This window comes from Pleomorphomonas sp. PLEO, assembly GCF_041320595.1.
GTDB lineage: Bacteria > Pseudomonadota > Alphaproteobacteria > Rhizobiales > Pleomorphomonadaceae > Pleomorphomonas.
Genome location: NZ_CP166625.1, coordinates 3678275 through 3703009, shown reverse-complemented (window position 1 = coordinate 3703009; position 24735 = coordinate 3678275). Strand labels below are relative to the sequence as shown.

The following is a 24735-nucleotide window of genomic DNA, read 5'->3' as shown; positions in this document are numbered from 1 at the left end:
ATGCGCCGCTTCCTAATCAACGTCTTCTATCTGGCCATCAAGGAGCTGTGGAGCCTGCGGCGTGATCCGGTCATGCTGTTTCTCATCATCTACGCCTTTTCGGCGGCCGTGGTGATGGTGGCGAATGCCGTCAAACTCGAAGTCGTCAACGCCACCATCGCCATTGTCGACGAGGACCGCTCGCAGCTGACCGCTCGCATGACCGACGCCTTCGTTGCCCCTTATTTCAAGACGCCTGAACTCATTACTCATAACGAGGCCGATGGTGCCATGGAGGCAGGCCACTATGGATTCGTGCTGGAGTTTCCGCCGTCCTTCGAGGCGGACGTGTTGCGCGGTCGGCAACCAGCCATCGGTCTCACCATCGACGCCACCGCCATGGTCCAAGCTGGCAATGGCTATGCCTACATCCAGTCGATCCTGCTGACCGAGGCAACAAACTTCCTCCACAGCAAGGGCATCGAGGCTCAATTGCCGATCGTCACCGCGCCACGGGTCTATTTCAACCCCAACATCGAAGGGCGCTGGTTTTCCTCGATCATGCAGCTGATCAATTCGATCACCATCTTGTCGATCTTGCTGGTCGGTGCCGCTGTTATCCGTGAGCGCGAGCACGGCACCATCGAGCATCTGCTGGTGATGCCTGTTCGGGCCATCGAAATCGCGCTCGCCAAGGTGTTGGCCAATGGCGTTGTGCTGCTTGTCGCCGCCGTGCTGTCGATGGAACTGGTCGTGCGCTGGTATCTCGACGTGCCAGTGGCCGGGTCGCGCGCCTTGTTCTTATTCGGCACTACCATCTTTCTGTTTTCGACGACGTCTCTCGGCATCCTCGTGGCGACACTCGCCCGATCGATGCCGCAATTCGCGCTGATGGCCATCCCGGTGTTCACCACCATGCTGCTGCTCTCAGGCAACATGACCCCGCTTGAGAGCATGCCGACGGTGCTGCAGTGGGCGATGCACGCCTCGCCGTCGGTCTATTATGTACAGTTCTCACAAGGACTGCTTTACCGTGGCGCCACGATCGACCTCGTTTGGAAGCCGCTGCTGATCATGAGCGGCCTTGGCGCGCTTTTCCTCGCCTATGCTACGCACCGCTTCCGCTTGATGCTGTCGCAGACCGAATGAGCGACGCTATCAGAAATATCGGAAGATGCTGCGAAGCGGGCCTCTCTTCAGGTAACGATAGCGTCTGATAAAGAGAGGGCGAATAACGTCAGCGACCAGCGCATCGACATTCTCGCCACCGGCTCCGGCTTTAGCTATTGGAACTGCCGCAATGCCGGTCGTCAGGCTATGGACGCTCATATTATTTTCCTCTTCTTGTCGAGGGGCATATCCCATTGCGCAGCGGTTCATCGTCTGTGACTTGGGGGCTACGAGACGATCATTCTTCCCGCCGACGCCGATAACCGGCCGACACGCCTGATCCGATCTCGCAGAATAAGGATCTGGAGCATTTGGCCTATCAACCAGGCATTTCAATATGGGCCTGCCAATACTCTAGAAATCGCAATTTATGACTAGGTGAGCGTGACACCCGTTAAACAATATCCGTTTCTGTCACCAGACCGTTAGGTTCGGAAAATACCCCTAATTCTGAATATCGCTCCTGCCGGCCAATTTCTCCAAGACATTTCAATTGGCAGATTTTGGCACAAGTTGCCGAATCCAATCTATTTATTGAGTAATTTCCGACGGTTCCGTGACACGTGTCTTCGGCTCATAGTGTGAGAACAATCAACTAGGCAAATTTCTATTTCACTTACGGCATGCAATGCCCGTTTGCCGACCTCACTCCAGAGAGGGAAGCCATGAATAAAGACCGCATCGCCGGCTCAACCCAACATAACGGTGGCGTCCTCAGGGAGCCAACCGCAGGAGCGCAGGCAACCCCAGGCTGTGTGTCAACGGCGTCGCTGAGAAATCCAAAGGCGATATCCCAAATGCCGTCCGTGGTTTGGCGAAGGTCAAAATTGCTCCGGCGAACAACGCCAAAACCTGACGGACGGCTCGTACTCCCCGCCGAGGATCTCATTGACGCGCGTCTAGGCAAAATCCCACCTGAAGGAGCATCACATGTCACGTTTATTGCTGACCGCCGCGTATCTCACCGCCTTGGCAGCCCTGGCGCTGCCGCTTCCGGCGCTGGCGCAGGGCGCTCCGCAGACTCTGTCGATGACCAAGATCGATCCTGCATCGCTCGCCACGGGCTATCGCACCTCCAAAGTGGTTGGCGCCATCGTCGTCAACGAAGCCAAGGAAAAGATCGGCACCGTTGACGATCTGATCGTCACCAAGGACGATACGGTTCCCTATGCGGTGCTTTCGGTCGGTGGCTTCCTCGGAGTGGGCACGAGATACGTCGTTGTGCCTGCCAATCTCCTCGTGGTGCAGAACGGCCAGATGACGCTGACCGGCGCCTCGAAGGATTCGCTGAAGGCTCTCCCTGAGTTCACTTACGCCAAATAAGTAATCGCCGGTGGGGCTGGCGATTCCGCTGCTATCCGCTTTTGCTCATTAGGAGGCACTCCATGAATCTCGGAACAATCCTGCTGATCGTCTTGGTCCTCTTCGTGATCGGAGCCTTACCGCGCTGGCCACACAGCGCCACGTGGGGTTATTACCCCAGCGGTGGATTGGGCGTGATCCTGATCATCGTCATCGTGTTGGTATTGCTGGGCCGCATCTGACGCTTGTTCATCTGGAATCCGAGACGATCGGATTCCAGAGGCGTTACCGCTAAGGCCGGATCGACTGCGATTGCTGTTTCGAAATGTGGACGATGCCGGCCAAGAGTGGTGCAAGTTTCAGCACGTAAAGATATTCCCAATTAAGCTTTCCCAAGCCCCGGCCAGGGTGACGCTCAACAGGCAGGTCCACCAGCCATGGACTCCCGGCGATCAGCCACGATGCCAGAGCCGCCAAGACTGCGTCCGTGGTGGCAAGTCGGACAGTTCGATCGTTAGCCGATCGGATGGATAGAGCCGCCGCCATATCCACCAAGGGGAGCCATCACCATCCGTAACCACGCCAGCCATAGTGGTAGTGAAGCCTCGTCTCGAAAGACCGATCGGTGAACGCGGTCGGATTCCAATCAGGGCTGCTCCGGATCATTTCGCGCGTCACGTCGACCTTGATCTGGTTGCCGAACCAATCGATGTCGGTGATCGCGTAAGGGGACAGCAGCACGCGCTTGCCGGGCCACCAGCCTCTGGTGTCGACAATGAGGTAGCGCAGACTCCAGTCGACATCGTCGAAGAGAAAGTTTTCGACATGGCCGATGTTGCCGTCCTTGGCGTGGATGCCGTAGCCCGTGACCGCCAAGGTGCTTCGCAAATGCTGATCGCCGATGGGCTCATCAGGCGGCAGTGCCGTCGGCGGCACAATGACTCCCGTATCGAAGTAGGATCCGCCACCCCACGTCGGATCCCAATTGTAGTAGGTGTAAAGACGGCGTTCCATCTGTTGTGATACTGGCAAATCCCAATCGATGCCGGGGCTTTTCTCGATCTGTGACCTCGTCAGGTTCACAGAGAGCAAGCGTAATTTTTGATCTATTCGCGTCACGGCCGATGGATGCAACAGAACCTTGCGCTCTGTCAGCCAGGAGCCGGTCTCGACGACGAGCCAGCGCAACTTCCAGCTCCGATCATCGAACAGGAAGTCCTTGACCGTTCCAAGCGGACCGTCGGTGGCTTCGATGGCATATCCACGCAGCATTGAGATGGCGTTGAGCATCGAGAGGCTTTCCTAGAGGAAGAACGGCAGTTCAGGGCCGCCACCAAAGCAACGACCGAAGGGTGTCGGTGGAGGCGCCCGGATCGTCATGCCAGATCGGCTTGAGCTGGCCACGGAGAGCCACTGAACGTAATCGAAAGCTGGTGAGGAGGCATTTCCCGTGTCAGGCCGGGAAGTGGCACTCGCCTCCTGGCACCACCGCAATGGCAGTGCCACCGACCGCGGTTTCTTCGTCCATATTCATGGCGCCAGCGGGCGACGATCAAAAGAGTCGGAATTTACCCATAACTACGCGCGATGCCCACGGCCACAGGTGCCCAGCGGCGGTCTTTACGGCAAGGACTGGCCAGTCACGCCGGGGGGCTCACCACTGCCGAGGTCGACCTTGGGCGCAGCTTGGTTCCAACTCTGGCGCGGTCCGGTCAGGGATATCAGCCCCCAAGGCGGTCTGCCGTCGACGCTTCCCCGTCAGCACTTTCAAGCGAAATGCGATGATCGCCGAAGCGGATTTCGGCACGTTCCTGCTTATGCTGCTCGTCTTGATAGAGTCGGTACCCGAAGGCTGCGACAACAGCTGCGAATACCGCCAGAGCGACGTAGACGAAAGTGCGTGGCAACGTTGAATATTCCTCTTGATGATAGTTCATTGGTAGAAAGCATGGAGTTATTCTGGCATCCGGTCGTATTTTGCGCCACCACACCAAATTTCCACGCATGATCACGAGCAGAAATCGCCCATCCAAAAATTATAAATGGCTATTACACGCACCATCAGGGTCGGAATATACCTAGCGCCAGGCGACTGGTTGGGATTCCGCTAGTTTAGCCGGAAAAGCTACAAGAGGTAGATGATTGAGTGGTTTCCGATCCTGCCTGCTCCCGCCGAGGTGACCTAACGTTTAGGACGCGGAACAACGGGATCCCCAGACCTCACAGATCCCGTAGTTGCCGTATTCGCCGTCACTGAGCGCTGACCTTGAAGCCAGCGCCGAAACGGCACAGGAATCGGAGAGCATCATGTCCGACGTGCAACTGCAGAAGGCCGTTCTCGACGAGTTGAACTGGGAACCTAGCATCACCGCCGCCCATATTGGCGTATCAGCCAATGATGGCGTCGTAACGCTTGCTGGTCACGTCGGCACCTACGTCGAGAAATTCGCCGCCGAAAAGGCGACCCGCCGCGTCAAGGGTGTCCGGGCCGTCGTCGAAGAACTCGAAGTGCGGCTGCTCAACAGCCTTAAGCGCGAAGACGACGAGATCGCCAAGGTGGCAGTCAATCATCTCGCCTGGGATGCGTCCATTCCTAAGGACGCTATTATGGTCAAAGTCGAGAAGGGTTGGATCACGCTGAGCGGCAACGTCGCCTGGAACTATCAGCGTGAAGCGGCCGAGCGGGACGTGCGGGGCCTATCGGGCGTCATCGGACTCACCAACCACATCGCCATCACCCCGAAGGTGGACGTCGCCGACATCAGCGACAACATCCAGCACGCTCTTGATCGGTCGTGGTTCTTCGACCCCAAGACAGTGGGTGTCTCCGCCGTCGGCGGCAAGGTCCATCTCACCGGCACGGTGCATTCTTGGCACGAACGCAACGTCGCGGCCGACGCTGCCTGGTCGGCGCCGGGCGCTAGCGACGTCGTCAACGATATCATGGTCGCCTGACCCAAAGCCGCCCCCGGCGCTATCGACGGGGGCGGTATCGGGCGTTGGCCGCGATCGATCCGGATCTCGGTAAAGGAGACGCGTATTTGGACGATCCCTATGCCACTCTCGGCCTCACACAGGCCGCCAGCCAGGGCGAAATACGTCATGCTTACCGCAAGCTGGCAAAGCGATACCATCCCGACCTCAACCCCGGCAAACCCAAGGCCGAGGCTTTGTTCAAGAAGGTTTCGCTGGCCAACGAACTGTTGTCCGATCCCGAACGGCGCGCCCGCTTCGATCGCGGCGAGATCGATGCCGCCGGACAGGAGCGCCCGCCGCAGCCGACCTATCGCGACTTCGCTGAGGGTGATGCCGGCCATCGCTATGGCGCCGCGAACGAATTTTCCGACCTCTTCGGCTCGATATTCGACAGTGTTCACCGTAAGACCGGCAGTAGCCAAGCTTCCGGACAGGACGAACTCTATTCGCTCGACGTCAACTTCCTCGAAGCCGTGAACGGCGCGACGCGTCGCCTGACATTGCCGGACGGTCGATCGCTGGATGTCACCATCCCGGCCGGCACCGAGGATGGTCAGGTGTTGCGGCTAAAGGGACAGGGCACCGTCAGTAGCCATGGCGGGGTCAATGGCAACGCCTTGATCGAGATTCACGTCGCATTACATCGTTGGTTCCACCGTGACGGCCGCGACATCCGGATTGACGTACCGATGACGCTGGGGGAGGCCGTTCTGGGTGGCGCGATCGAAGTGCCGACGCCTGGCGGCCTAGTCCGCATGCGCATCCCGCCGCACTCGGACACTGGAACAAAACTGCGTCTGCGCGGACGTGGAGTGCCTGCGCATGGCAAGGAGGCCGCCGGCGACCTGCAAGTCACCCTGCGGGTGATGATCGGTGCGGCCGACCCCGCTCTCGAGGCCTTCCTGACTACTTGGACACCGGAGCACGCAAACAACCCGAGGCGAGCGATGGAGACTACATCATGATCGACATCGACGTTCTCATTGCCCGTGAGCCCGGCCTAAGCCGGCAGGACCTCGATCAGTGGATTTCCGACGAATGGGTACGGGCGGATCGCACGGCTGATCAATGGACCTTTCAAGAGATCGATGTTGCGCGCGTGCGGCTGATCCGCACATTGCGGGAGGACATGGCGATCGATGACGACGTGCTGCCGCTCGTCCTGTCGCTGCTGGATCAGATCTATGACATGCGTCGTCGCTTACACCGCCTCGCGGCGGTCGAGAGGGGCGGCGCGAAGACCTACGAGTGAGTACATTCCGACGCTGTCTGACGACAGCGAAGCGTGGCCACACTCCTTTCTCGGATGGCGCGCCGAAGCGGCGGACTTCCTCCTGCCAATTGCGCCCTTCAGGCTACAGCGGGCGATCAGCTGCTGTGTCATCCCAAGGAGACTATTATGCACGCCAACAATTCCGTGGTCGCCATCTTCGATAGCCATGAGACCGCCGAAGGGGCTGTGAAGAAGCTCACCGCCGGTGGCTTCGACATGAAGAACCTGTCCATCGTCGGAAAAGGGTATCACACAGAAGAGAAGGTCGTCGGATTCTACAGCACTGGAGACCGCGTCCGCTTCTGGGGAGCTCGCGGCGCATTCTGGGGAGGACTGTGGGGTTTGTTCTTGAGCGGCATGTTTGTCACCGTGCCGTTCATCGGCAGCGTTGTTGTGCTCGGATACTTCGCCGCCACGCTGGTGTCGGCTCTGGAGACCGCCGTCGTGGTCGGCGGGCTCAGCGCGCTTGGTGCCGGCTTCTACAGTCTTGGCATCCCTAAGGACAGCGTCCTTGAATATGAGTCCGCCATTCGCGCCGACAGCTTCGTCGTCATGGCGCATGGCAGTGCCGATGAGGTGGCCAAGGCCAAAGAGATTCTGTCCGGCGCGTCGGCGTCCCGCGTTGACGTTCATCTCGCGCCGGCAGCCAAGAACGTGCCAGTGGCTGTTCACGCCTGAGCGGCGCGGCACCGGGTCCTCGGCGAAAGATAGCCTCGGGTTGGGATTCTATCCTGCCGCTGCGCTGCCAATCGTCCGTGTACCCGGGGCCTGATCAGCTGTGCTTCGACCTGGTCGGCCATGCCGGCCGCAAGGTGACGCTCGTCTCGTTGCGAGCAATCAAGGTCACATGCGCGAGGCACGGCAGAAATCTAAACATTCGACTTCGATCCCCGTCGCCCATCAATGCAGAAGGATGCCGATCATGTCCAAAGAGCAAAAGCATGGCAACAAGGAAGCTCGCAAGCAGAAGGGTGACAAGAAGAAGCCGCCGGCAGTCGCCGCCAGCGTGTCATCCCTGATGGCCAGCGCAACGCCAAACGGTCGCATGCCCAAAGCGAAATCCTGAGGGACGCATCATGACCGAGAGCAGGATCGAGTCCACGGTCACGTTCCACCACCCGATCGTGCTGCGAGATTTCGACGCGCCCCAGGCAGCAGGAACCTATCGGCTCGTGTTCGACATGGAAAAACTTGAGGGGCTATCATTCACGGCAACACGGCGCACCGGCATCCAGTTGCACTTGCCTGCTCTCTCGGTTTCGGACTCGGCAACGTCGGTCGTCAAGATAACTCAGGGTGAACTCGATGCCATGATCGCCACCGACGCCGCGCTGCGATGAGCAGGTAATCTCATCGGATGGCGACGGTAGCCAATGTCCTTTCGATTTCCGGCCGTCGCAGCAGCCACCACCTAAAGCCCCATCCGCGGAGAAACGATCGCCATGCCCAGGGTCAACCGAATTGCCTTCATCGGCAACTCCCTTCCTCGGCGGTGCGGTATCGCCACCTTCACAACGGAACTTCAAAGGGCAGTCGCCGCGCATCGTCCTCGACTTGAAACATCAATCGTGGCGATGAATGATGTGGGCCAAATCTACGCCTATCCTGACACCGTCCGGATTGAGATCGGCGAGGATCGGCCGGAGGACTATCTGGCCGCCGCCGAGCTCCTGAACAGCAACCAGGTCGACGTGGTCTCCCTCCAGCACGAATTCGGCATTTTTGGCGGGGAGGCCGGCAGCAACATCCTTCCCTTGCTATCTCGCTTGGCTGTCCCGGTGGTGACCACCTTGCACACCGTGCTAGCCGAGCCCACGGCTGCCCAGCGCCGGGTGATCGAGCGCATCGTCCGGGTTTCGGCACGAGTGGTCGTGATGGCTGAAAAGGGCCGTCAGATGCTCAAGGACATTTACGGCATTCCGGCGGACAAGATCGAAGTCATTCCGCACGGCGTACCGGACGTTCCCTTTGAGACCTCGGACCTCACCAAGCAGGCCGAGGGCTATGAGAACCACAAGATCATTCTCACCTTCGGACTGCTGTCGCCCAACAAGGGCATCGAGGTGATGATCGATGCCATGCCCGCCATCCTGTCGGCATGTCCGTCAGCCGTTTATGTGGTGCTCGGTGCCACCCATCCCAATTTGATCCGAGATGAAGGCGAAGCCTACCGCGAGAGTCTGGTGGCACGGGTCGAGGCGCTTGGCATCAAGGATCACGTGGTATTCCTCAACCAGTTTGTCGACCAAGCTACGCTGCTTCGTCACATTTCGATGTGCGACGTCTACGTCACGCCCTATCTCAAGGAAGCGCAGATGACCTCTGGAACGCTTGCCTACAGTTTCGGGCTGGGTCGGGCGGTCGTCTCGACGCCTTATTGGCATGCCGCTGAGCTCCTCGCCGACGGCGGAGGCATTCTGGTACCTTTTGGTGATAGCGCAGCGATCGGACAGGCCGTTGCCGGTCTTCTCTGCGATGACGCAAAGCGGCGGGAGCTGGCACTCGGCGCCTATCAGCGCAGCCGGTCCATGACTTGGAAACACACGGCCGAGCGTTATATCAAGGCGTTTGAAAGCGTAATTGCTCGGCATCCGCAAAAGCTGGCCGCGACGGACAGCCTTGCGGCCATGGCCCGAACGGCAGACCGGACACCTGAACTCAGTACGGATCATCTGTTGTCGATGTGCGACGACACCGGCCTCTTCCAGCACGCTGTGTATGCCACTCCGGACCGGACCCACGGCTATTGCGTCGACGACAACGCCCGTGGTTTGTTGCTGGCAACGACGCTGGAGCATGCTGGCGAATCCGACTTGCCTGATCATCTGGTGGGGAGCTTCGCCGCGTTCGTCCAGCATGCCTTCAATCCCGATACTGGCCGCTTTCGTAATTTCATGAGCTTTGATCGTCGCTGGCTGGAGGACGTAGGGTCCGAAGATAGCCATGGGCGTACGCTGTGGGCTCTTGGCGAATGTGCCCGCCATGCGACCGATCTGTCGCGACGGCAGTGGGCATCGGCTCTCTTCACTAAAGCCCTGCCGGTGGTTGAGGACTTCCACTCACCTCGCGCTTTGGCCGCCACTCTGCTCGGCCTCGTGCCGTTCCGCGCCTCTCATCCTGACGATGGCATGGCGAGCCGGCTCCAGACGCTTCTTTCCCGTCGTCTGATGGCGTCGATCGTGGCGGCGGAGGCGCCGAACTGGATATGGTTCGAGGCGGGACTCTCGTATGACAATGCACGACTCCCGCAAGCCCTGATTTCAACCGGTCTGGCTACCAGGCAGGGCTCCGTGGTTCGGGCTGGCCTCAGGACTCTCGATTGGCTGATCGCGATACAGACGGCACCATCGGGTGTGTTTCGTCCTGTCGGCTCGAACTCCTTCGGCACATTGCACGAGAAACCTCAGCCCTTTGATCAGCAGCCCCTCGAAGCGGCGGCGACGATTTCAGCCTGCGTCGCCGCATGGACTGCAACCAGAAACCTGAAATGGAAGATCGAGGCCGAACGCGCCTTTGCCTGGTTTATGGGTATCAATGACCTTTCCGTCCCGCTCGTTGATACCAAGACGGGGCGGTGCCGCGATGGGCTGCATTACGACCGCGCGAATGAGAACTGTGGGGCGGAGTCGGTTGTCTCCTACCTGCTCGGTCTCTCGGAAATCCGCAAGCTGGTTCGGGTGCGCAACGTCCAGGCGGAAGTTCTCCCCGTTGTGAAACTTCTGCAGTCTGAGCGGCCGCCCACTACTACAACGGCCATCCAGTGAGAATATTTTGCTGCCATATGCCAGCCTCGAGCGCGCCGATTGAGCTTTGTCCGTCCATTCCGCTTCGACGTTGCCCCTCGCGCCCGAAACTGGTTTGAAGTTCGTTCTGGCCCATCGAGAGGGCCAGGACGTGAAGCGCAGTCGGTTTGAACCGCTCCGGGGCTACCAGAGCCGAAGAGTCTCGCTCGTGCGCCGATCTCGGCTTCCCCCCGGGAATGGCCGAGCATGCCATTGAAAAGCTGATCGCCTGGATGGATGCGAAAACCACCCAGGGTTGATAGGGCGGCGACGGCTCGCAACGCAAAGGCCCTCAATGTTGGGGGCTGTAATGCGTTTGTCTTTGCTTGTCGTCGCCGCGTGCGTCGCTCTTTTCGCGTGCGCGCCGAAACCACAAATCTATGCTGAAAAATTCGCTGCGGAAAAGGACCTGAAGTTCGATAGCCCGGAGTGCCTTTCGATCCGAGAGAAGGCGTTGACCTACGATGACAAGACGGCGGAACGAGCAGTCACCGGCCTGGCTTTAGGCCTGTTTCTTGGTCCGTTCGGCCTTCCATTTGCTGTTGCTGGCGATGCCTCTCAGAACGAAGACCGTCGCGCTTTTGCCGCCGAAGTCCATCGACGCCGCTCTTCGAAGCCTTTGCCAAAAGAACTCGAGCCTTCAAAGAGTGAGCCAGAAAAGAAGAGCCCCTGACATCGAGGGGCAAAACGACCATGAGTACGCAAATAGAACGACTGGTCGCACGTGCGAGTTGTGCGACTAGTCGCAAAGCCTCGCAAACAGTCGCATGTTCTGGTCTGGTTCTATTCTGTCTGCTTCTAACCCATTGAAAAGATTGGTGAGCGCGATGGGATTCGAACCCATGACCCCATGATTAAAAGTCACGTGCTCTACCGACTGAGCTACGCGCTCCCACCTTGATCGCAGCGGCAACTACCACTTTCGCCGAGTATAACCCGCAACGGGGACGGCGCGAACGGGCTTTCACATACTCGACCCGAACCGACATGGCAACCGAGGGCAGGGCGTTTTTCTCTCTCCAGACAAAGCCGCGCCCGCTTTTCTGTGTGTCCGAGATAGCACGGCTCCGCTTCGAACATCTGCGAAGCCGACCCGGGTCTTATGCCGGGCATTGCGTTGAACGTTTGAATCGTTTTATGAATTTCAGGATTATTGGGCGGTTTCCGCAAGCGAATCCGCCTCTTTTCCTATTGATCGGTGAGGCCCGTGTTTACCGCCCTGCGTATCGGCACCCTTTATTTCGGCTCGTCCTTTCTCACAGCCAACTGGCTGACGCGCATGCCGGACCTGCTTGCCCATCTTGGCGTCGACAAGGCGACAATGGGGCTGGCGTTGTTTCTAGGGCCCGTGGGGGCACTGGTCACGGCGCCCATCGCCGGGCCGCTGATGGATCGCTTCGCCGCTGCCCGCGTCGGCGTGTGGGGGCTTGTGCTCGCCGCGATGATGGTACTCGGCATCGGTCTCGCAGGTCACTGGACGATCCTCGCCGCCGTGCTGTTCTTCGCCGGCGTTGGCAATACATTGTTCGAGATCGGTGGCAATGCCGGCGTCCAACGCCTCGAGACGACCTCCGGCGGTAAATACATGGCCCAGTGCCACGGCTATTGGAGCCTTGGCTTTGTCTGCGGGGCGCTTTCAGCAGGCCTGTTCGGCCAGTTTGGCGTGCCCTTGGTCTGGCACCTCGCCACGGTGGGGGCTCTCGGCATCGTCGCTTGTGGCGGGATCGCGCGACTGCTGCCTCAACCGATGTATGAACGGATCCTTCGTCCGGTCGGGGGAGCCAAGCCGCCGCTATTCACCATACCAAGCCTCAGTTTGGTAGGTCTCTGCATCATGGCAACCGGCGTGACGCTGGCAGAGGGCGCGGTTTATGATTGGGGTACGCTGTTCCTGCGCGAACGGCTCCAGCCAAGTCCGTTTTGGACGTCGGCCGCCTACGGCACCTTCCCGCTTACAATGTTTGTCGGCCGGGTGTTGGGCGACTGGTTCCGGGCGCGCTATCGTGCGTCAAGCATCGTCCGCGTCTGCGCTACCATGACGGCCATAGGGCTGGTCGGTTTCATCTTCTCGCCACACATCGCCATCTCCGGTTTGTCATTGGCACTGATGGGTGTTGGCGTGTCGCTGGTCATGCCGATCGGCGTGGCGGCGGCCGGTGACAAGCCGGGCGACGCGGCGCGCAACGTGGCTGCCATGTCGATGATCATCACCTCGATCTTCCTGTTGGCCCCTCCCGGCGTCGGCTTTGTAGCGCAGCATTTCGGCCTGACGGCGGCATTCCTCATGATGTTGCCCTTCGTGGCGATGTCGGGCGTCTTTGCCCGTGAAGCCGATCCGCCGCCGGCCGATCTCGGCAGCCAACAAAAGATAGTTGGCGGGCCTGCCGCCGTTGGTGATACGAAGATTTCAACCACGTAACCCGCCGATTTCCGGGAGTGAAGGCCATGGTGAAGGCGATTGTCGTCCGTCAAACGGGCGGACCCGAAGTGATGTCCGTCGAGGAAGTCGAAGTCGGTATGCCCGGTCCGGGTGAGGTGCGCCTCAGGCACACGGCGATTGGCGTGAACTTCATCGACACCTACTATCGCAATGGGATCTACCCCGCGCCGGCCGGCTTGCCGTTCATCCCGGGCGCCGAGGCTGTCGGCATCGTGGAAAAGGTGGGTGAGGGTGTTGTTCAGTTTCATCCGGGCGATCGTGTTGCCTATGCCGGATCGGTTGGCGCCTACGTCGAAGCGCGCCTCATCTCGGCGCAGCGGCTCGTCCGCGTTCCCGACGACATCGATGGCTTTACCGTCGCGGCGAGCCTCCTCAAGGGCATGACGGTGCAATATCTGCTGCGCCAGACCTTTCAGGTGACGCGTGACCATACCGTGCTGTTTCATGCTGGCGCCGGTGGTGTCGGTCAGATCGCCGGCCAATGGCTAAAGTCGATCGGTGCGACGTCCATCGCCACGGTCGGTTCGGAAGAGAAGGCGGAGATCGCGAGGGCCTGCGGCTACACCCATGTGATCAACTATCGCGCGGAAGACTTCGTCGCCCGCGTGGGTGAGATAACCCGCGGCGCCAAGTGCGACGTCGTCTATGATTCGGTTGGCAAGGACACGTTCCCGGCCTCGCTCGACTGTTTGAAGCCGCGCGGCCTGTTCGTCTCCTTCGGCAACTCCTCGGGGCCGGTATCGGAATTCAGTCTCGGTATACTGTCGCAGAAAGGATCGCTTTATGCGACCCGCCCGACGCTCGGCCACTACACCGCGACGCGCGCTGACCTCGATGCTTGCGCCGAGGACCTGTTCGAGCAGATACGCAATGAGGTGGTGACGATCAATGTCGGACAGAAGTTCGCGCTGACGAACGCCGTCGCCTGCCACAAGGCCATGGAGGCTCGGGAGACAGTCGGCTCGACGCTACTGACCGTCTGAATTCGGCATCAGACGGAAAATGATGTGCCGCAGCCGCAGCTGGATGTGGCGTTCGGATTGTTGATCTTGAAGGACTGGCCCATCAGGTCGTCGACGAAGTCGATCTCGGAGCCGTCCATGAAAGGCAGCGAAACCGCATCGATCAGCACCGTCGCGCCATCGCGCGTGACGGCGAGATCATCGGCATTTTGCCCCTCGACGAGGTCGAAGTGATAGGAAAATCCGGAGCAGCCACCACCCTCGACCGAGATCCGCAACGCCGTCTTGCTCGGCTGCTTCTCCAATACCTTGAAAATCCGACGCGCGGCACCGGCGGTCATGGTGATGTTGGCGGCGAGAGCTTCCATGATGGTTCCTAGGGCTCGAATGACTTGAATGTGTGATCCCTGCTGACATACGTAAGGCAGCGGATGGCAAAGTCAAATGACGGCTGCGAGAGCCCGTCATGCGCGTTTGCCGAGGCTGAACAAGGGGTCGGGAGGTCATCGTGGCAGGTCTTGGGTTTGGTACTGAGCCGCTGGCACTTTTCGCCGTCCATCCCGAGGAGAGTCTCGGCCGGCGTTATTCCGAGTCAGCGAGCCCGACACGCACGCCGTTCCAACGCGATCGCGATCGCATCATCCACTCCACCACCTTCCGCCGCCTGAAGCACAAGACGCAGGTTTTCGTCTTTCATGAAGGCGACCATTACCGGACCCGCCTCACCCATACGCTGGAAGTGGCGCAAATCGCCCGCGCGCTCGCCCGCGCGCTGAGGCTCAACGAGGATCTCGCCGAGGCATTGGCGCTCGCCCATGACCTCGGTCATACGCCGTTCGGCCACACCGGCGAAGATGCGCTCGATGCCTGCCTTACCGGCTTTGGCGGATTCGATCACAATGCTCAGTCCTTCCGGGCGGTTACCGAGCTGGAACACTCCTACGCCGAGTTTGATGGGCTCAACCTGTCTTGGGAAACGCTGGAGGGCCTCGTCAAGCATAACGGTCCGCTGACCGACGCGGACGGCAAGGCGATCGGCCGGCACGCCGAGCGAGGACTGCCGGTGGCACTGCTTGCTTACCCAGACCTACAGTCCCTCAAGCTCGGCACATATGCCAGCGCCGAGGCGCAGTGTGCTGCGATCGCCGACGATATCGCTTATGACGCACACGACATTGACGATGGTTTGCGCGCCGGGTTGTTTTCTCTCAATGATCTCAGGCCGTTGCCGCTTATCGGCGGCTTCCTCGAGGCGATCGAGGCTAAATACCCAGGCCTCGACCGACACCGCACCATCCATGAAATCACCCGTCGGCTGATCACCGCCATGGTCGAGGACGTGATCGCAGCCGCGCTCGCCCGGCTCGCCGCGATCAATCCACTGTCGTCCGACGACATCCGGCAGGCCGGCCACACCATCGTCACCTTTTCCGAGAAGATGGCCGCCGTCGATGCGGCCATCAAAGGGTTTCTCTTCCCTCGCATGTACCGGCACCCCGAGGTGATGCGGGTGCGCCGCGATGCCGACCGTGTGGTCAAGGACCTGTTTGACAAATACGTCACCCATCCGGACTTCATGCCGGAGGAATGGCGGCGCGACCTAGATGCCAGCGATGAGACAGCTCTCGCCCGGCGCGTGGGCGACTATATTGCCGGCATGACCGACCGTTTCGCCATCCAGGAACACCGTCGCTGGTTTGACGATACGCCGGAATTGCGCTAGGCCCCTCGCCGAATGGCCGGAATCCGGCTCCCACGAGGTACCCGATGAATATCTTCCAGGTGTTCGGCGAGCGCATTCGCTCGGCCATCGCTTCTTTGCTGCTTGACGTTCCCGCTGATGTGCTCTCCCGCATCGCCGTCGAGCCGCCGCGCGATGCGAGCCATGGCGATGTTGCCACCAACGCCGCCATGCTCTTGGCAAAGCCGCTGGGCAAGAAGCCGCGCGACCTCGCCGAGGATATCGCCGCGATGCTCCGGAGCGATCCGGATGTCGAGGCGGTCGAAGTGGCTGGCCCTGGGTTCATCAACCTCCGCATTTCCCCGGCCTTCTGGACCAATTTCCTGAAAGTGTCGCTGGCCGAGGGCCTCGACGTCGGCGCGACCAGCCTCGGCAAGAGCCTCAAGGTCAACGTCGAATATGTGTCTGCCAACCCAACAGGCCCGATGCATGTTGGCCATTGCCGGGGCGCCGTCGTGGGCGATGCGTTGGCCCAGTTGCTGGCCAAGGCCGGCTTCGATGTCACCAAGGAATATTACATCAATGACGCCGGTGGTCAGATCGACGTGCTGGCCCGCTCTGTCTTTCTGCGCTACCGCGAGGCTCTCGGTGAGACGATCGAAATTCCCGAAGGCCTCTATCCTGGCGACTATCTGAAGCCGGTTGGCGAAGCGCTCAAGGCCACATGGGGTGATCGGCTGCTGACTATGCCTGAGTCCGAGTGGCTTCCGGTTATCAAGAAGCTCGCCGTCGACATGATGATGGACATGATCCGGGCCGATCTAGCGATGCTCGGTGTGCGGCATGACCTGTTTTTTTCCGAGAAGACGCTGCACGACCCGCGCGGCAACGAGCCTTCCGAGATCGCTGAGATGATCGAGGAGTTTCGCCAGCGCGACCTCGTCTATGACGGCCGCCTGCCGCCGCCCAAGGGCCAGTTGCCCGACGACTGGGAGGATCGCGAGCAGGTGCTGTTCCGCTCCTCCAATGCCGGCGACGATGTCGACCGTGCCTTGGTCAAGTCAGACGGGAGCTACACCTATTTCGCCGCCGACGTCGCCTATATGCGCTCGAAGTATCAGCGCGGCTTCAAGCAGATGATCTTTATTCTCGGCGCCGATCACGGCGGTTACGTCAAGCGGCTCGAGGCCGTCGGCAGCGCCATTTCCGGTGGCACGGTTGAGGTCATCGTTCGCCTTTGCCAACTGGTGAAGCTCTATCGGGGCGGCGAGCCCGTGAAGATGAGCAAACGTTCCGGCGACTTCGTGACGCTGGCCGAAGTTGTCGAAGAGGTCGGCCGCGATGCGGTGCGCTTCATGATGCTCATGCGCAAGAACGACGCGCCGCTCGATTTTGACTTCGTTAAAGTCAAGGAACAGAGCAAGGACAACCCTGTCTTCTACGTCCAGTACGCCCACGCTCGCTGCTATTCCATCCTGCGCCAAGCCCGCGAAACGGCGCCCGAAGCGGCTGCGGCCGACGAATCGGCTGCGCCATTGGAACTGCTTGCCGATCCGTCTGAACTGGCGCTGATACGGAAATTGGCGGAATTTCCACGCGTTGTTGACGCCGCTGCCGGTTCTCATGAGCCACACCGGGTCGCATTTTATCTGTATGAACTGGCTAGCGACTTCCATGGACATTGGAACGCTGGCAAGGAAAATGTAAGTTTGCGTTTTGTTAACCCTGATGAACCACTGTTGACCCATGCGCGCTTGGCTCTGGTCAAGGCGGTCAGGAACGTTATCGCGTCGGGCCTTGAGGTTCTTGGCGTCAATGCGCCCGAAGAGATGAGATAATCGCCTAGGCGGATCGTCTGATCCTGGCGGTGGCGAAGTGAAACGGGAAGAGCGACGCCGATGGTTAGGAGCAGCGCAGCCGAACAGTCCTCCACGCGGCCCGCCGTATCCGGCAGCGATGGGCGGCTCAGCGAGGATGAACGCTTCTATGAAGATCTCCTCAGCGGTCGTGAAGCCAGCGACGCCGATATGGACCAGTTCGTCGACGCTCTCGCTGCCGAACTGGAGCAGGACATAGCTTCGATGAATCCGGTCGATGTACGCACCGGCCAAGTCTACAAGCCGGCCAGTGCGCGCAAAGCCAACCAGGCTTATGATCCATGGGACGATCAGGCTCTCGATGAGTTCATGGCTGAGTTCGAACGCGATGGCGTCGATCCGGTCGTTGACGAATTCGGTGTCCTTCCCCCACATGTTGGTGACGCGGAGGTTGAGCCCGCCAACACACACGGTCGTCGTCGCCTCATGACGGCTGTCGCCGCGGCGGTCCTCGTTATGGCCACCGGCTTTGCCGGTTGGGCGTTCTTTGGCGGTTCGACGGGGTTCCGCGAGGCCGTGGTTGTGAAGGCACCCGACGGTCCTTACAAGGTCAAGCCGGATCCCAACGCTCAGGAAGTTATTGCGTCCTCGGAAGGCGCATCTGTCTACGACACGGTCGGTGGTGCTCCGCCCAAGAGCGAGGAGCGTTTGGTTGCCCGCAGTGGTGATGTACCGGAGCTGCCGGCCGTCACGCCGCACGTCTCGCGAATCACGCTTCCGGACGGCCAAGAGGTGGAGGCAGAGCTTCCTACCGGGTTCGATCCCAACGAAACGGGCCCGCGTCGCGTACGTACCGTGCTGGTTAGGCCTGACGGTTCTTTGATCGAGACACCTGCCGATTCGGCCGCGAACACGACGACCACGACCGCGCCGTCGCCGAGCGATGGTGCCGGTCAGATCATCGCCCGCAGTGAAACCGCCGGCGATACCGCCGCAGGTGATGACACAGAGGGCGGTACTGGCCTGCCGCCGCTTGCCTCGACCAATCAGACCGTGGCGTCCGACAACACACCGGCGGCGCCTCAAGGTTTGCCGGCGAGCAATCTGACCGATGCTTCCGGCCAGTCGATGCCGATCAATCTTGCCGCCGTGGCCAGCGCCACACCGGACACCTCCGTCGAAACGACGGCTTCCGTACCAACCCAGGCGTCGGCACCGCTGCCGCCTGACAAGCCGGCCGCTCCTGCTGCCACGCCGTCATCCGGTCCGCTTGATCTGACGGCCACGGCCGGTAAGGCACAGCCAGCCGCGCCGGCGCAAGTCGCAAGCTTGCCTGCCGTCACGCAACCTGCGCCGGCGGCTGCCTCAAGTGGCGGTGTCGGGGCGTATGTGCAGCTGTCATCTCAGCGTAGCGAGGACGCGGCGCGCTCTGCTTTCGTCGCGTTGCAACGGAAATTCCCATCCATTCTTGGCTCGGCGGTCGCCGACATCCAGCAGGCCGACCTTGGCAGCAAGGGCGTCTACTACCGGGCCCGCGTTGGCGCCCCTACCAAGGAAGCTGCCGTGGCACTCTGCGAACAGCTTCGCTCGGCCGGCGGCGACTGCCTGATCGCTCGCTGATTGAAAACCGATGGTTTGGGCCGCGTCGAGGTGCCGGACGGCATCGGGCGCGGCCTTTCCTTGGGAAGGATTGACGATGTCTCTTGCTTTCGTAACCGGTCTCAAGGGAACAGAGCTTTCCGTCGAGGAGCGCGCGTTTTTGGCTGAATCGGCGCCCTGGGGACTTATCCTCTTTCGTCGCAACGTCGAAAACCCCGAGCAGATGAGGCGACTGACCGGCGACTTCCGCGATGCCGTCGGTTGGCAGGCTCCCGTGTTGATCGATCAGGAGGGCGGGCGCGTCCAGCGCCTGACGACGCCGCACTGGCGCAAATATCCCTCGGGACGGCGGCTGGCTGGCGCGGCAAAACTCGCCGGTGACGCCAAGCTGATCGAAGATGTCGCGCACCTGATCGGAGATGATCTCGCGGCTGTCGGCATCGACGTCGACTGTGCTCCTTGTCTCGACATAGCGACCCCCGACATGACGCCGGCCATAGGCGATCGCAGCTATGGCGAACAACCGGATTTGGTGGCCGCCGCCGGTCGCGCCTTCGCCAACGGACTGATTGCTGCCGGCGTGTTGCCTGTGATTAAGCATGTACCTGGTCACGGTCGCGCTCGGGTCGACAGCCATCATGAATTGCCGGTGGTCGATGCCGATCTTGATAGCCTTGTCGCCACCGATTTTGCGCCGTTTGTGGCGTTGGCGGATCTACCGGCGGCGATGACCGCCCACCTCGTCTATACCGCTATCGACGCGGAGAGGCCGGCGACGCAGTCGTCCGCAGTCATCGAACGGATCATCCGCGATCGCATCGGATTCGATGGCCTTCTTTTTTCGGACGATCTCTCCATGAACGCTCTGAAAGGCACGCTGGCCGAGCGGGCGAGAGCAACGCTCGCCGCCGGCTGCGATATTGCTCTCCATTGTTCGGGCGATATGAGTGAAATGGTCGCCGTGGCCGCCGAGACGCCTGTCCTCGCGGGAAAAGCGGCGGCGCGAGCCGAAAGGGCATTGAAGGGACGCGCGGGATCGCCGCATGATGATGCGGGCGGCGTGCTCGCTTGGCTCGATGCCGCGCTGGCCGCCTATGATTCCGCTGGCGTGTAAGCTGGCGCAACGCGGGTGAGATGACCTTCTGATGGCGACAACCGACGAGTGGAGCGAGACGCGGCTCGACGTCGACCCGACAGCTGAAGAGGCGTTCGTGGTCGATCTCGATGGCTTCGAAGGGCCTCTCGACCTGTTGCTGACGCTCGCCCGGAACCAGAAGGTCGATCTGGCTCGCATCTCCATCCTGGCGCTGGCCAATCAGTATCTTGCCTTCATCGAACGGTTGGGCGAGCGCCGGCTGGAACTGGCTGCCGACTATTTGGTCATGGCCGCCTGGCTCGCCTATCTCAAGTCGCGCCTGATGTTGCCGCCTGATGAAACGCCCGGCGACGAGCCCTCGGCGGAAGAACTCGCCGGCATGTTGGCCATGCGACTGAAACGCCTCGAGGGGATTCGTATCTTGGCCGAGAGGCTCATCGATCGGTCTCGGCTTGGCCGCGACGTTCTGCCGCGCGGTGCGCCCGAGGAGATGGGGCTTATTCGGCGTTCGCTCTGGGAGGCGAGCCTGTTCGATCTGCTTGATGCTTACGGCCGGCAGCGCCAGCGCGATATGGTACGCGTCCACACGGTCCGCAAACGACAGGTCTGGGCACTCGCCGACGCACGCGATCTTCTGGAGCGGTTGATTGGCGCGATTACCGACTGGGCGCCGATCGAAGACTATCTTATCCGCTACATGACCGGCCCGGAATCGCGGGCCACCGTCCGCGCCTCGGCTTTTTCAGCTTCGCTGGAGTTGGTGCGCGAAGGGCGGATGGAATTGATGCAATCGGGGCCATTCGCGCCGCTCTACGTGCGCAAAGGGCAGGGCAGATCCGAAGCGCCTGAGGAGGGCGATCTATGAATCGTTCGGGCCTCACCGACGAAGCGCCTCACGGCCAGCTTCGGCTATTCGCCGGCGATCGCGATCCGGCGGAATATGAATCCTGGATGACGGCGATCCGCGGCGCCGAGGCGATCTTGTTCGCGTCCGCCCAACCGGTCGGTTCCGATGAGCTCGCCGAGCGCCTGGCGCCGGGAACAAATATTCCCCAGGTATTGACTGACCTGCGCACCATTTACGCCTCACGCGGTGTCAACCTCGTTGAGGTGGCCGGCAAATGGATGTTTCGCACGGCGCCCGATCTCGCACACCTTTTGACTCGGGAGCAGGTCGAGCCGAAAAAGCTGTCGCGCGCCGCGCTGGAGACCCTGGCGATCATTGCCTATCATCAGCCGGTCACCCGCGCCGAGATTGAAGAGATTCGCGGTGTTTCCACCAACAAGGGTACGCTTGATGTGCTCATGGAAACGGGCTGGATCAGGATGCGTGGCCGCCGTCGCACGCCAGGGCGGCCGCTGACCTACGGCACCACCGAGGCCTTTTTGGTTCATTTTGGCCTGGACGCGGTGACCGATCTGCCGGGTGTTGATGACCTCAAGGCCGCGGGCTTCCTCGAAGGCGCGGTGCCGCCGGGCTTCCGGATACCGATTCCCAACGCGTCTGACACGCTGATGCCCGACGAGGACCCTTTGACCGAACTCGATTTCCAGGACTACCAACCGCTGCCGCCCGAGGAATGAGGCTTTATAGAGGTTAGCCGGCCAGTACCTTCAGAAAGCCGGAATTCCTGCATAGCCTTGTCGCGGTTTGTTGCGACAGGGCGTGCGTTGTGCAAGAGTGCCGCCACTTTTGGGCGGGCTATGCCCTCTGGAGACAAAAATGGGTTCGTTGAGCATCTGGCACTGGCTGATCGTCTTGGTTGTTGTCCTCATTCTGTTTGGTGGTCGGGGCAAGATCCCTGAGCTGATGGGCGACTTTGCCAAGGGCATCAAGAACTTCAAGAAGGGCATGAACGACGACGACGAAACGCCGTCGAAGCCCGTCGAGAACAAGACCGACGAACCGCCCCGGGTCTGATCGATCCTCTATCTTGCGTTCATCCATAAGGCGTCGCGCCTGATGGTGCGGCGCGCGTCGATGGTAGGCGAGTGAGCGATGTTTGAAGTCGGTTGGACGGAAATCCTGGTGATCGCCATTGTGGCGCTCATTGTCTTTCCCACCAAGGATCTGCCGCGTCTTCTCAGGACCGTCGGCCAGTTGGTCGGTAAAGCGCGTCGCATGGCTGGCGATATGCAGGCGCAGTTTAATCAGGCACTGCGTGAGGCGGAGCGCGAGGCTGATCTTACCGATATCAAGAACAGCGTCCAGAACGCCAATCCGCTGACTGATCTCAAGAAGACTCTAGATCCGTTGCGCACCTTTGGTGACGACCTGAAGAAAACGGTGACGACGTCGATTCCTCCGAAAGCGATCGAATCTGTTGCCACTCCGGCGCCGACCGATGCATCGCCGCCGGCGGCGCCGGTGGTGCCCGTCGATGGGCCGGCACCGACCGACGCTGGTCATCCGGCTGAGGCTTCACCGCCGATCACACCGGAACAGCCGGGTGGTAAACCGACTTTTGAGGCTTCCGCTTCGGCTGGCAAGGGCGAGGGCGCCGCATGACTACCAAGGAAGAAGACGACGACATCGAGGCGTCGAAGGCGCCGCTCATCGCGCATCTCGCCGAGCTGCGGTCGCGCCTCCTAAAATCGTTGGCGGCGATTCTTGTTTGCTTCCTGATCTGTTTTTTCTTCGCCCACAATATTTTCAATATTCTGGTCATCCCCTATGAGCGGGCGGCGGGCGCAACGCAAAATGTGCGGCTGATCTATACTGCGCCGCAGGAATATTTCTTCACCCAGTTGAAGCTGGCCATGTTCGGCGCTTTTTTTGTCGCCTTCCCGGTGATCGCCAATCAGATCTACATGTTCGTGGCGCCGGGTCTCTATAAGCATGAACGGCGTGCTTTCCTGCCATTCTTGGTTGCCACGCCGATCCTGTTCTTGCTCGGCGCTCTGATGGTGTTCTTCTTCGTGATGCCCGCCATCATGCTGTTCTTCCTGTCGATGCAGCAGGCGGGCGGTAATGGGAAGGCGGCAATCGAGCTGTTGCCCAAAGTGTCGGAATACCTCAGCCTGATCATGACGCTGATCTTCGCTTTCGGCATTGTGTTCCAGCTACCGGTGGTGCTCACATTGCTCGCCCGCGTCGGTGTTGTTACCGAGGCGGGGCTGAAGTCCTGGCGTCGCTACGCCATCCTTCTTTCCTTCGTCGTTGCCGCCGTACTCACGCCTCCTGACCCGATGAGCCAAATCTTGCTTGCGGTTCCGACGATGGTTCTCTACGAAGTGTCCATTATTGCCGTCAGGTACATCAAGAAGCGCGACGAGTCCCGGGACGTCTCCACCACCGAAGGCTGATGCGAGGGCTCCGGCGGACGTGCCGCGCGGGGAAAGCCAATGCTCGACATCAAGTGGATTCGCGACAATCCGGAAGCCCTGAAGCACGCTCTTGTTCGGCGCGGCCAGTCGGCGGACTTCGCCGAAGCCACCGCGTCGGAGGCGATTCGGCTCGACGACGCGCGCCGGGCCAATATCAAGTCGCTGCAAGAGGCCCAGGAGCGCCGCAACATCGCCTCCAAGGAGATCGGCAAGGCAAAGGCCAGCAAGGACGAGGCCCGCGCCGCCGAGCTGATGGAAGAGGTCGCACGCATCAAGTCATTCATTCAGGATGGTGAGGCGAAGGAGCGAGAGCTGGATGCCGCTCTCGAAGCGGCGCTGTCGGTGATCCCCAATCCGCCACTCGATGAGGTACCCGAAGGGCCGGATGAGAGTGCCAACATCGAGCACCATCGGTTCGGAGAGCCACGCCAGTTCAACTGGGCGAAGGAGCATTTCGAACTGGGCGAAGCGCTCGGCATGATGGACTTTGAGCGTGCTGCCAAGCTGGCCGGCGCCCGCTTCACGGTGGTGAAGGGGCATCTTGCCCGCCTTGAGCGTGCGCTCGGGCAGTTCATGATCAACCTTCACACCATGGAGCACGGCTACACTGAGGTGATTCCGCCGCTGATGGTGCGTGACGAAGTGATGTACGGCACCGGTCAGCTACCGAAGTTTGCCGAAGACCTGTTCCGGACCACGGATGGCCGCTGGCTGATTCCGACGGCCGAGGTGCCGCTCACCAATCTCGTCCGTGAGGAAATCCTCGAGGAGAAAGACCTGCCACTGCGTTTTACTGCACTGACCCCGTGTTTCCGATCGGAAGCCGGTTCGGCCGGTCGTGATGTACGCGGAATGCTGCGTCAGCATCAGTTCAACAAGGTGGAGCTTGTCTCGATTACCGCGCCGGAGAAGTCGCTCGACGAGCACGAGCGCATGCTCGCCTGTGCCGAGGAAGTGCTGAAGCGCCTCGGGCTGGCCTATCGCGTCGTGACGCTCTGCACCGGCGACATGGGGTTTGGCAGCCGCAAGACTTACGACATTGAAGTGTGGTTGCCTGGCCAGAAGAAGTTCCGCGAGATTTCGTCCTGCTCGGTTTGTGGCGATTTCCAAGGGCGCCGTATGAATACGCGCTATCGTCCCGCGGGCGAGCCGAAGGGCACGCGCTTCATCCACACGCTCAACGGGTCAGGTGTCGCTGTCGGCCGCGCTCTCATTGCCGTCATGGAGACTTGGCAAAACGAAGACGGCTCCATAACGGTACCTGATGTTCTGCTGCCCCTGATGGGCGGAATTGCACGTCTAGAGAAAGCCTAAACAGAAAGCGAAGACCC

At 60.5% G+C, this 24735-nt stretch carries 27 protein-coding genes and 1 tRNA gene; 23 read left to right on the top strand and 5 right to left on the bottom strand.

Going from position 1 to position 24735, the window contains the following annotated elements:
* The gene (locus AB6N07_RS17300; RefSeq protein WP_370674309.1) at positions 1-1128 is read left to right on the top strand and encodes an ABC transporter permease; all 1128 of its coding nucleotides are present in this window, start codon (positions 1-3) and stop codon (positions 1126-1128) included.
* A 9-nt stretch (positions 1129-1137) separates the two neighbouring features.
* Here the strand turns inward: AB6N07_RS17300 and AB6N07_RS17295 are convergent, their stop codons facing one another.
* Positions 1138-1308, bottom strand: a complete 171-nt coding sequence (locus tag AB6N07_RS17295; RefSeq protein ID WP_370674308.1) for a hypothetical protein — start codon at positions 1306-1308, stop codon at positions 1138-1140.
* A gap of 771 nt (positions 1309-2079) precedes the next feature.
* On the opposite strand from AB6N07_RS17295, the gene AB6N07_RS17290 reads away from it, so the two are divergent.
* Positions 2080-2472 (top strand): PRC-barrel domain-containing protein, encoded by a 393-nt coding sequence (locus tag AB6N07_RS17290; protein ID WP_370674307.1) that lies wholly within the window; start codon positions 2080-2082, stop codon positions 2470-2472.
* 62 nt (positions 2473-2534) lie between these two features.
* Positions 2535-2693 carry a DUF3309 family protein gene (locus tag AB6N07_RS17285; protein ID WP_370674306.1) on the top strand — a complete coding sequence of 53 codons (159 nt, stop codon included), beginning with the start codon at positions 2535-2537 and terminating at the stop codon, positions 2691-2693.
* A 322-nt stretch (positions 2694-3015) separates the two neighbouring features.
* Here AB6N07_RS17285 and AB6N07_RS17280 read toward each other — a convergent pair whose 3' ends face one another.
* Both AB6N07_RS17280 and AB6N07_RS17275 read right to left on the bottom strand, forming a co-directional pair.
* Entirely contained in the window at positions 3016-3741 is a 726-nt protein-coding gene (locus AB6N07_RS17280) for a PRC-barrel domain-containing protein (RefSeq protein ID WP_370674305.1), read from the bottom strand.
* Positions 3742-4172: 431 nt separating this feature from the next.
* Positions 4173-4358: a hypothetical protein gene (locus tag AB6N07_RS17275; protein ID WP_370674304.1), complete on the bottom strand. Its 186-nt coding sequence runs from the start codon at positions 4356-4358 to the stop codon at positions 4173-4175.
* A 400-nt stretch (positions 4359-4758) separates the two neighbouring features.
* Here AB6N07_RS17275 and AB6N07_RS17270 point away from each other — a divergent pair, with 400 nt between their 5' ends.
* The 8 genes from AB6N07_RS17270 to AB6N07_RS17235 all read left to right on the top strand — a co-directional run bounded on the left by AB6N07_RS17270 (position 4759) and on the right by AB6N07_RS17235 (position 11155).
* On the top strand, positions 4759-5406 hold the full coding sequence (locus AB6N07_RS17270) for a BON domain-containing protein (protein WP_370674303.1): 648 nt from the start codon (positions 4759-4761) through the stop codon (positions 5404-5406).
* 53 nt (positions 5407-5459) lie between these two features.
* A complete protein-coding gene (locus AB6N07_RS17265) occupies positions 5460-6392 on the top strand; it encodes a DnaJ C-terminal domain-containing protein (protein ID WP_370678269.1) in 933 nt (310 codons plus the stop codon).
* Complete coding sequence (locus AB6N07_RS17260) at positions 6389-6679, top strand: chaperone modulator CbpM (RefSeq protein ID WP_370674302.1); 291 nt, start codon at positions 6389-6391, stop codon at positions 6677-6679. The genes AB6N07_RS17265 and AB6N07_RS17260 overlap by 4 nt, the downstream gene beginning before the upstream one ends.
* Positions 6680-6826: 147 nt before the next feature.
* Positions 6827-7378 carry a general stress protein gene (locus AB6N07_RS17255; RefSeq protein ID WP_370674301.1) on the top strand — a complete coding sequence of 184 codons (552 nt, stop codon included), beginning with the start codon at positions 6827-6829 and terminating at the stop codon, positions 7376-7378.
* Between the two features lie 244 nt (positions 7379-7622).
* A complete protein-coding gene (locus tag AB6N07_RS17250; protein ID WP_370674300.1) occupies positions 7623-7766 on the top strand; it encodes a hypothetical protein in 144 nt (47 codons plus the stop codon).
* Between the two features lie 10 nt (positions 7767-7776).
* Positions 7777-8040: a hypothetical protein gene (locus tag AB6N07_RS17245; protein WP_370674299.1), complete on the top strand. Its 264-nt coding sequence runs from the start codon at positions 7777-7779 to the stop codon at positions 8038-8040.
* A gap of 102 nt (positions 8041-8142) precedes the next feature.
* Positions 8143-10464, top strand: coding sequence for a glycosyltransferase family 4 protein (locus tag AB6N07_RS17240; RefSeq protein ID WP_370674298.1), 2322 nt, complete (start codon positions 8143-8145; stop codon positions 10462-10464).
* A gap of 328 nt (positions 10465-10792) precedes the next feature.
* Entirely contained in the window at positions 10793-11155 is a 363-nt protein-coding gene (locus tag AB6N07_RS17235) for a hypothetical protein (RefSeq protein WP_370674297.1), read from the top strand.
* 143 nt (positions 11156-11298) lie between these two features.
* On the opposite strand, the gene AB6N07_RS17230 is transcribed toward AB6N07_RS17235, so the two are convergent.
* Positions 11299-11374: transfer RNA gene (locus AB6N07_RS17230), tRNA-Lys, on the bottom strand.
* A 315-nt stretch (positions 11375-11689) separates the two neighbouring features.
* Here AB6N07_RS17230 and AB6N07_RS17225 point away from each other — a divergent pair.
* A complete protein-coding gene (locus tag AB6N07_RS17225) occupies positions 11690-12901 on the top strand; it encodes an MFS transporter (protein ID WP_370674296.1) in 1212 nt (403 codons plus the stop codon).
* A 26-nt stretch (positions 12902-12927) separates the two neighbouring features.
* Positions 12928-13905: a quinone oxidoreductase gene (locus AB6N07_RS17220; RefSeq protein WP_370674295.1), complete on the top strand. Its 978-nt coding sequence runs from the start codon at positions 12928-12930 to the stop codon at positions 13903-13905.
* A gap of 8 nt (positions 13906-13913) precedes the next feature.
* On the opposite strand, the gene erpA is transcribed toward AB6N07_RS17220, so the two are convergent.
* Complete coding sequence (erpA, locus tag AB6N07_RS17215; RefSeq protein WP_370674294.1) at positions 13914-14252, bottom strand: iron-sulfur cluster insertion protein ErpA; 339 nt, start codon at positions 14250-14252, stop codon at positions 13914-13916.
* Between the two features lie 137 nt (positions 14253-14389).
* On the opposite strand from erpA, the gene AB6N07_RS17210 reads away from it, so the two are divergent.
* The 10 genes from AB6N07_RS17210 (at position 14390) to serS (ending at position 24718) form a co-directional block, all read left to right on the top strand.
* Positions 14390-15607 carry a deoxyguanosinetriphosphate triphosphohydrolase gene (locus AB6N07_RS17210; RefSeq protein WP_370678268.1) on the top strand — a complete coding sequence of 406 codons (1218 nt, stop codon included), beginning with the start codon at positions 14390-14392 and terminating at the stop codon, positions 15605-15607.
* 44 nt (positions 15608-15651) lie between these two features.
* Positions 15652-17403 (top strand): arginine--tRNA ligase, encoded by a 1752-nt coding sequence (gene argS / locus AB6N07_RS17205; protein WP_370674293.1) that lies wholly within the window; start codon positions 15652-15654, stop codon positions 17401-17403.
* A gap of 60 nt (positions 17404-17463) precedes the next feature.
* A complete protein-coding gene (locus AB6N07_RS17200; protein WP_370674292.1) occupies positions 17464-19002 on the top strand; it encodes an SPOR domain-containing protein in 1539 nt (512 codons plus the stop codon).
* Positions 19003-19078: 76 nt separating this feature from the next.
* Positions 19079-20095, top strand: coding sequence for a beta-N-acetylhexosaminidase (gene nagZ / locus AB6N07_RS17195; RefSeq protein WP_370674291.1), 1017 nt, complete (start codon positions 19079-19081; stop codon positions 20093-20095).
* 31 nt (positions 20096-20126) lie between these two features.
* The gene (locus AB6N07_RS17190; protein WP_370674290.1) at positions 20127-20942 is read left to right on the top strand and encodes a ScpA family protein; all 816 of its coding nucleotides are present in this window, start codon (positions 20127-20129) and stop codon (positions 20940-20942) included.
* 86 nt (positions 20943-21028) lie between these two features.
* A complete protein-coding gene (gene scpB, locus AB6N07_RS17185; RefSeq protein WP_370674289.1) occupies positions 21029-21661 on the top strand; it encodes an SMC-Scp complex subunit ScpB in 633 nt (210 codons plus the stop codon).
* Positions 21662-21800: 139 nt separating this feature from the next.
* Positions 21801-21998 (top strand): twin-arginine translocase TatA/TatE family subunit, encoded by a 198-nt coding sequence (locus tag AB6N07_RS17180; protein ID WP_370674288.1) that lies wholly within the window; start codon positions 21801-21803, stop codon positions 21996-21998.
* Positions 21999-22076: 78 nt separating this feature from the next.
* Positions 22077-22586: a Sec-independent protein translocase protein TatB gene (gene tatB, locus AB6N07_RS17175; RefSeq protein WP_370674287.1), complete on the top strand. Its 510-nt coding sequence runs from the start codon at positions 22077-22079 to the stop codon at positions 22584-22586.
* The gene (tatC, locus tag AB6N07_RS17170) at positions 22583-23383 is read left to right on the top strand and encodes a twin-arginine translocase subunit TatC (protein ID WP_370674286.1); all 801 of its coding nucleotides are present in this window, start codon (positions 22583-22585) and stop codon (positions 23381-23383) included. The genes tatB and tatC overlap by 4 nt, the downstream gene beginning before the upstream one ends.
* Positions 23384-23422: 39 nt before the next feature.
* On the top strand, positions 23423-24718 hold the full coding sequence (gene serS / locus AB6N07_RS17165; RefSeq protein ID WP_370674285.1) for a serine--tRNA ligase: 1296 nt from the start codon (positions 23423-23425) through the stop codon (positions 24716-24718).
* Positions 24719-24735: the final 17 nt, after the last annotated feature.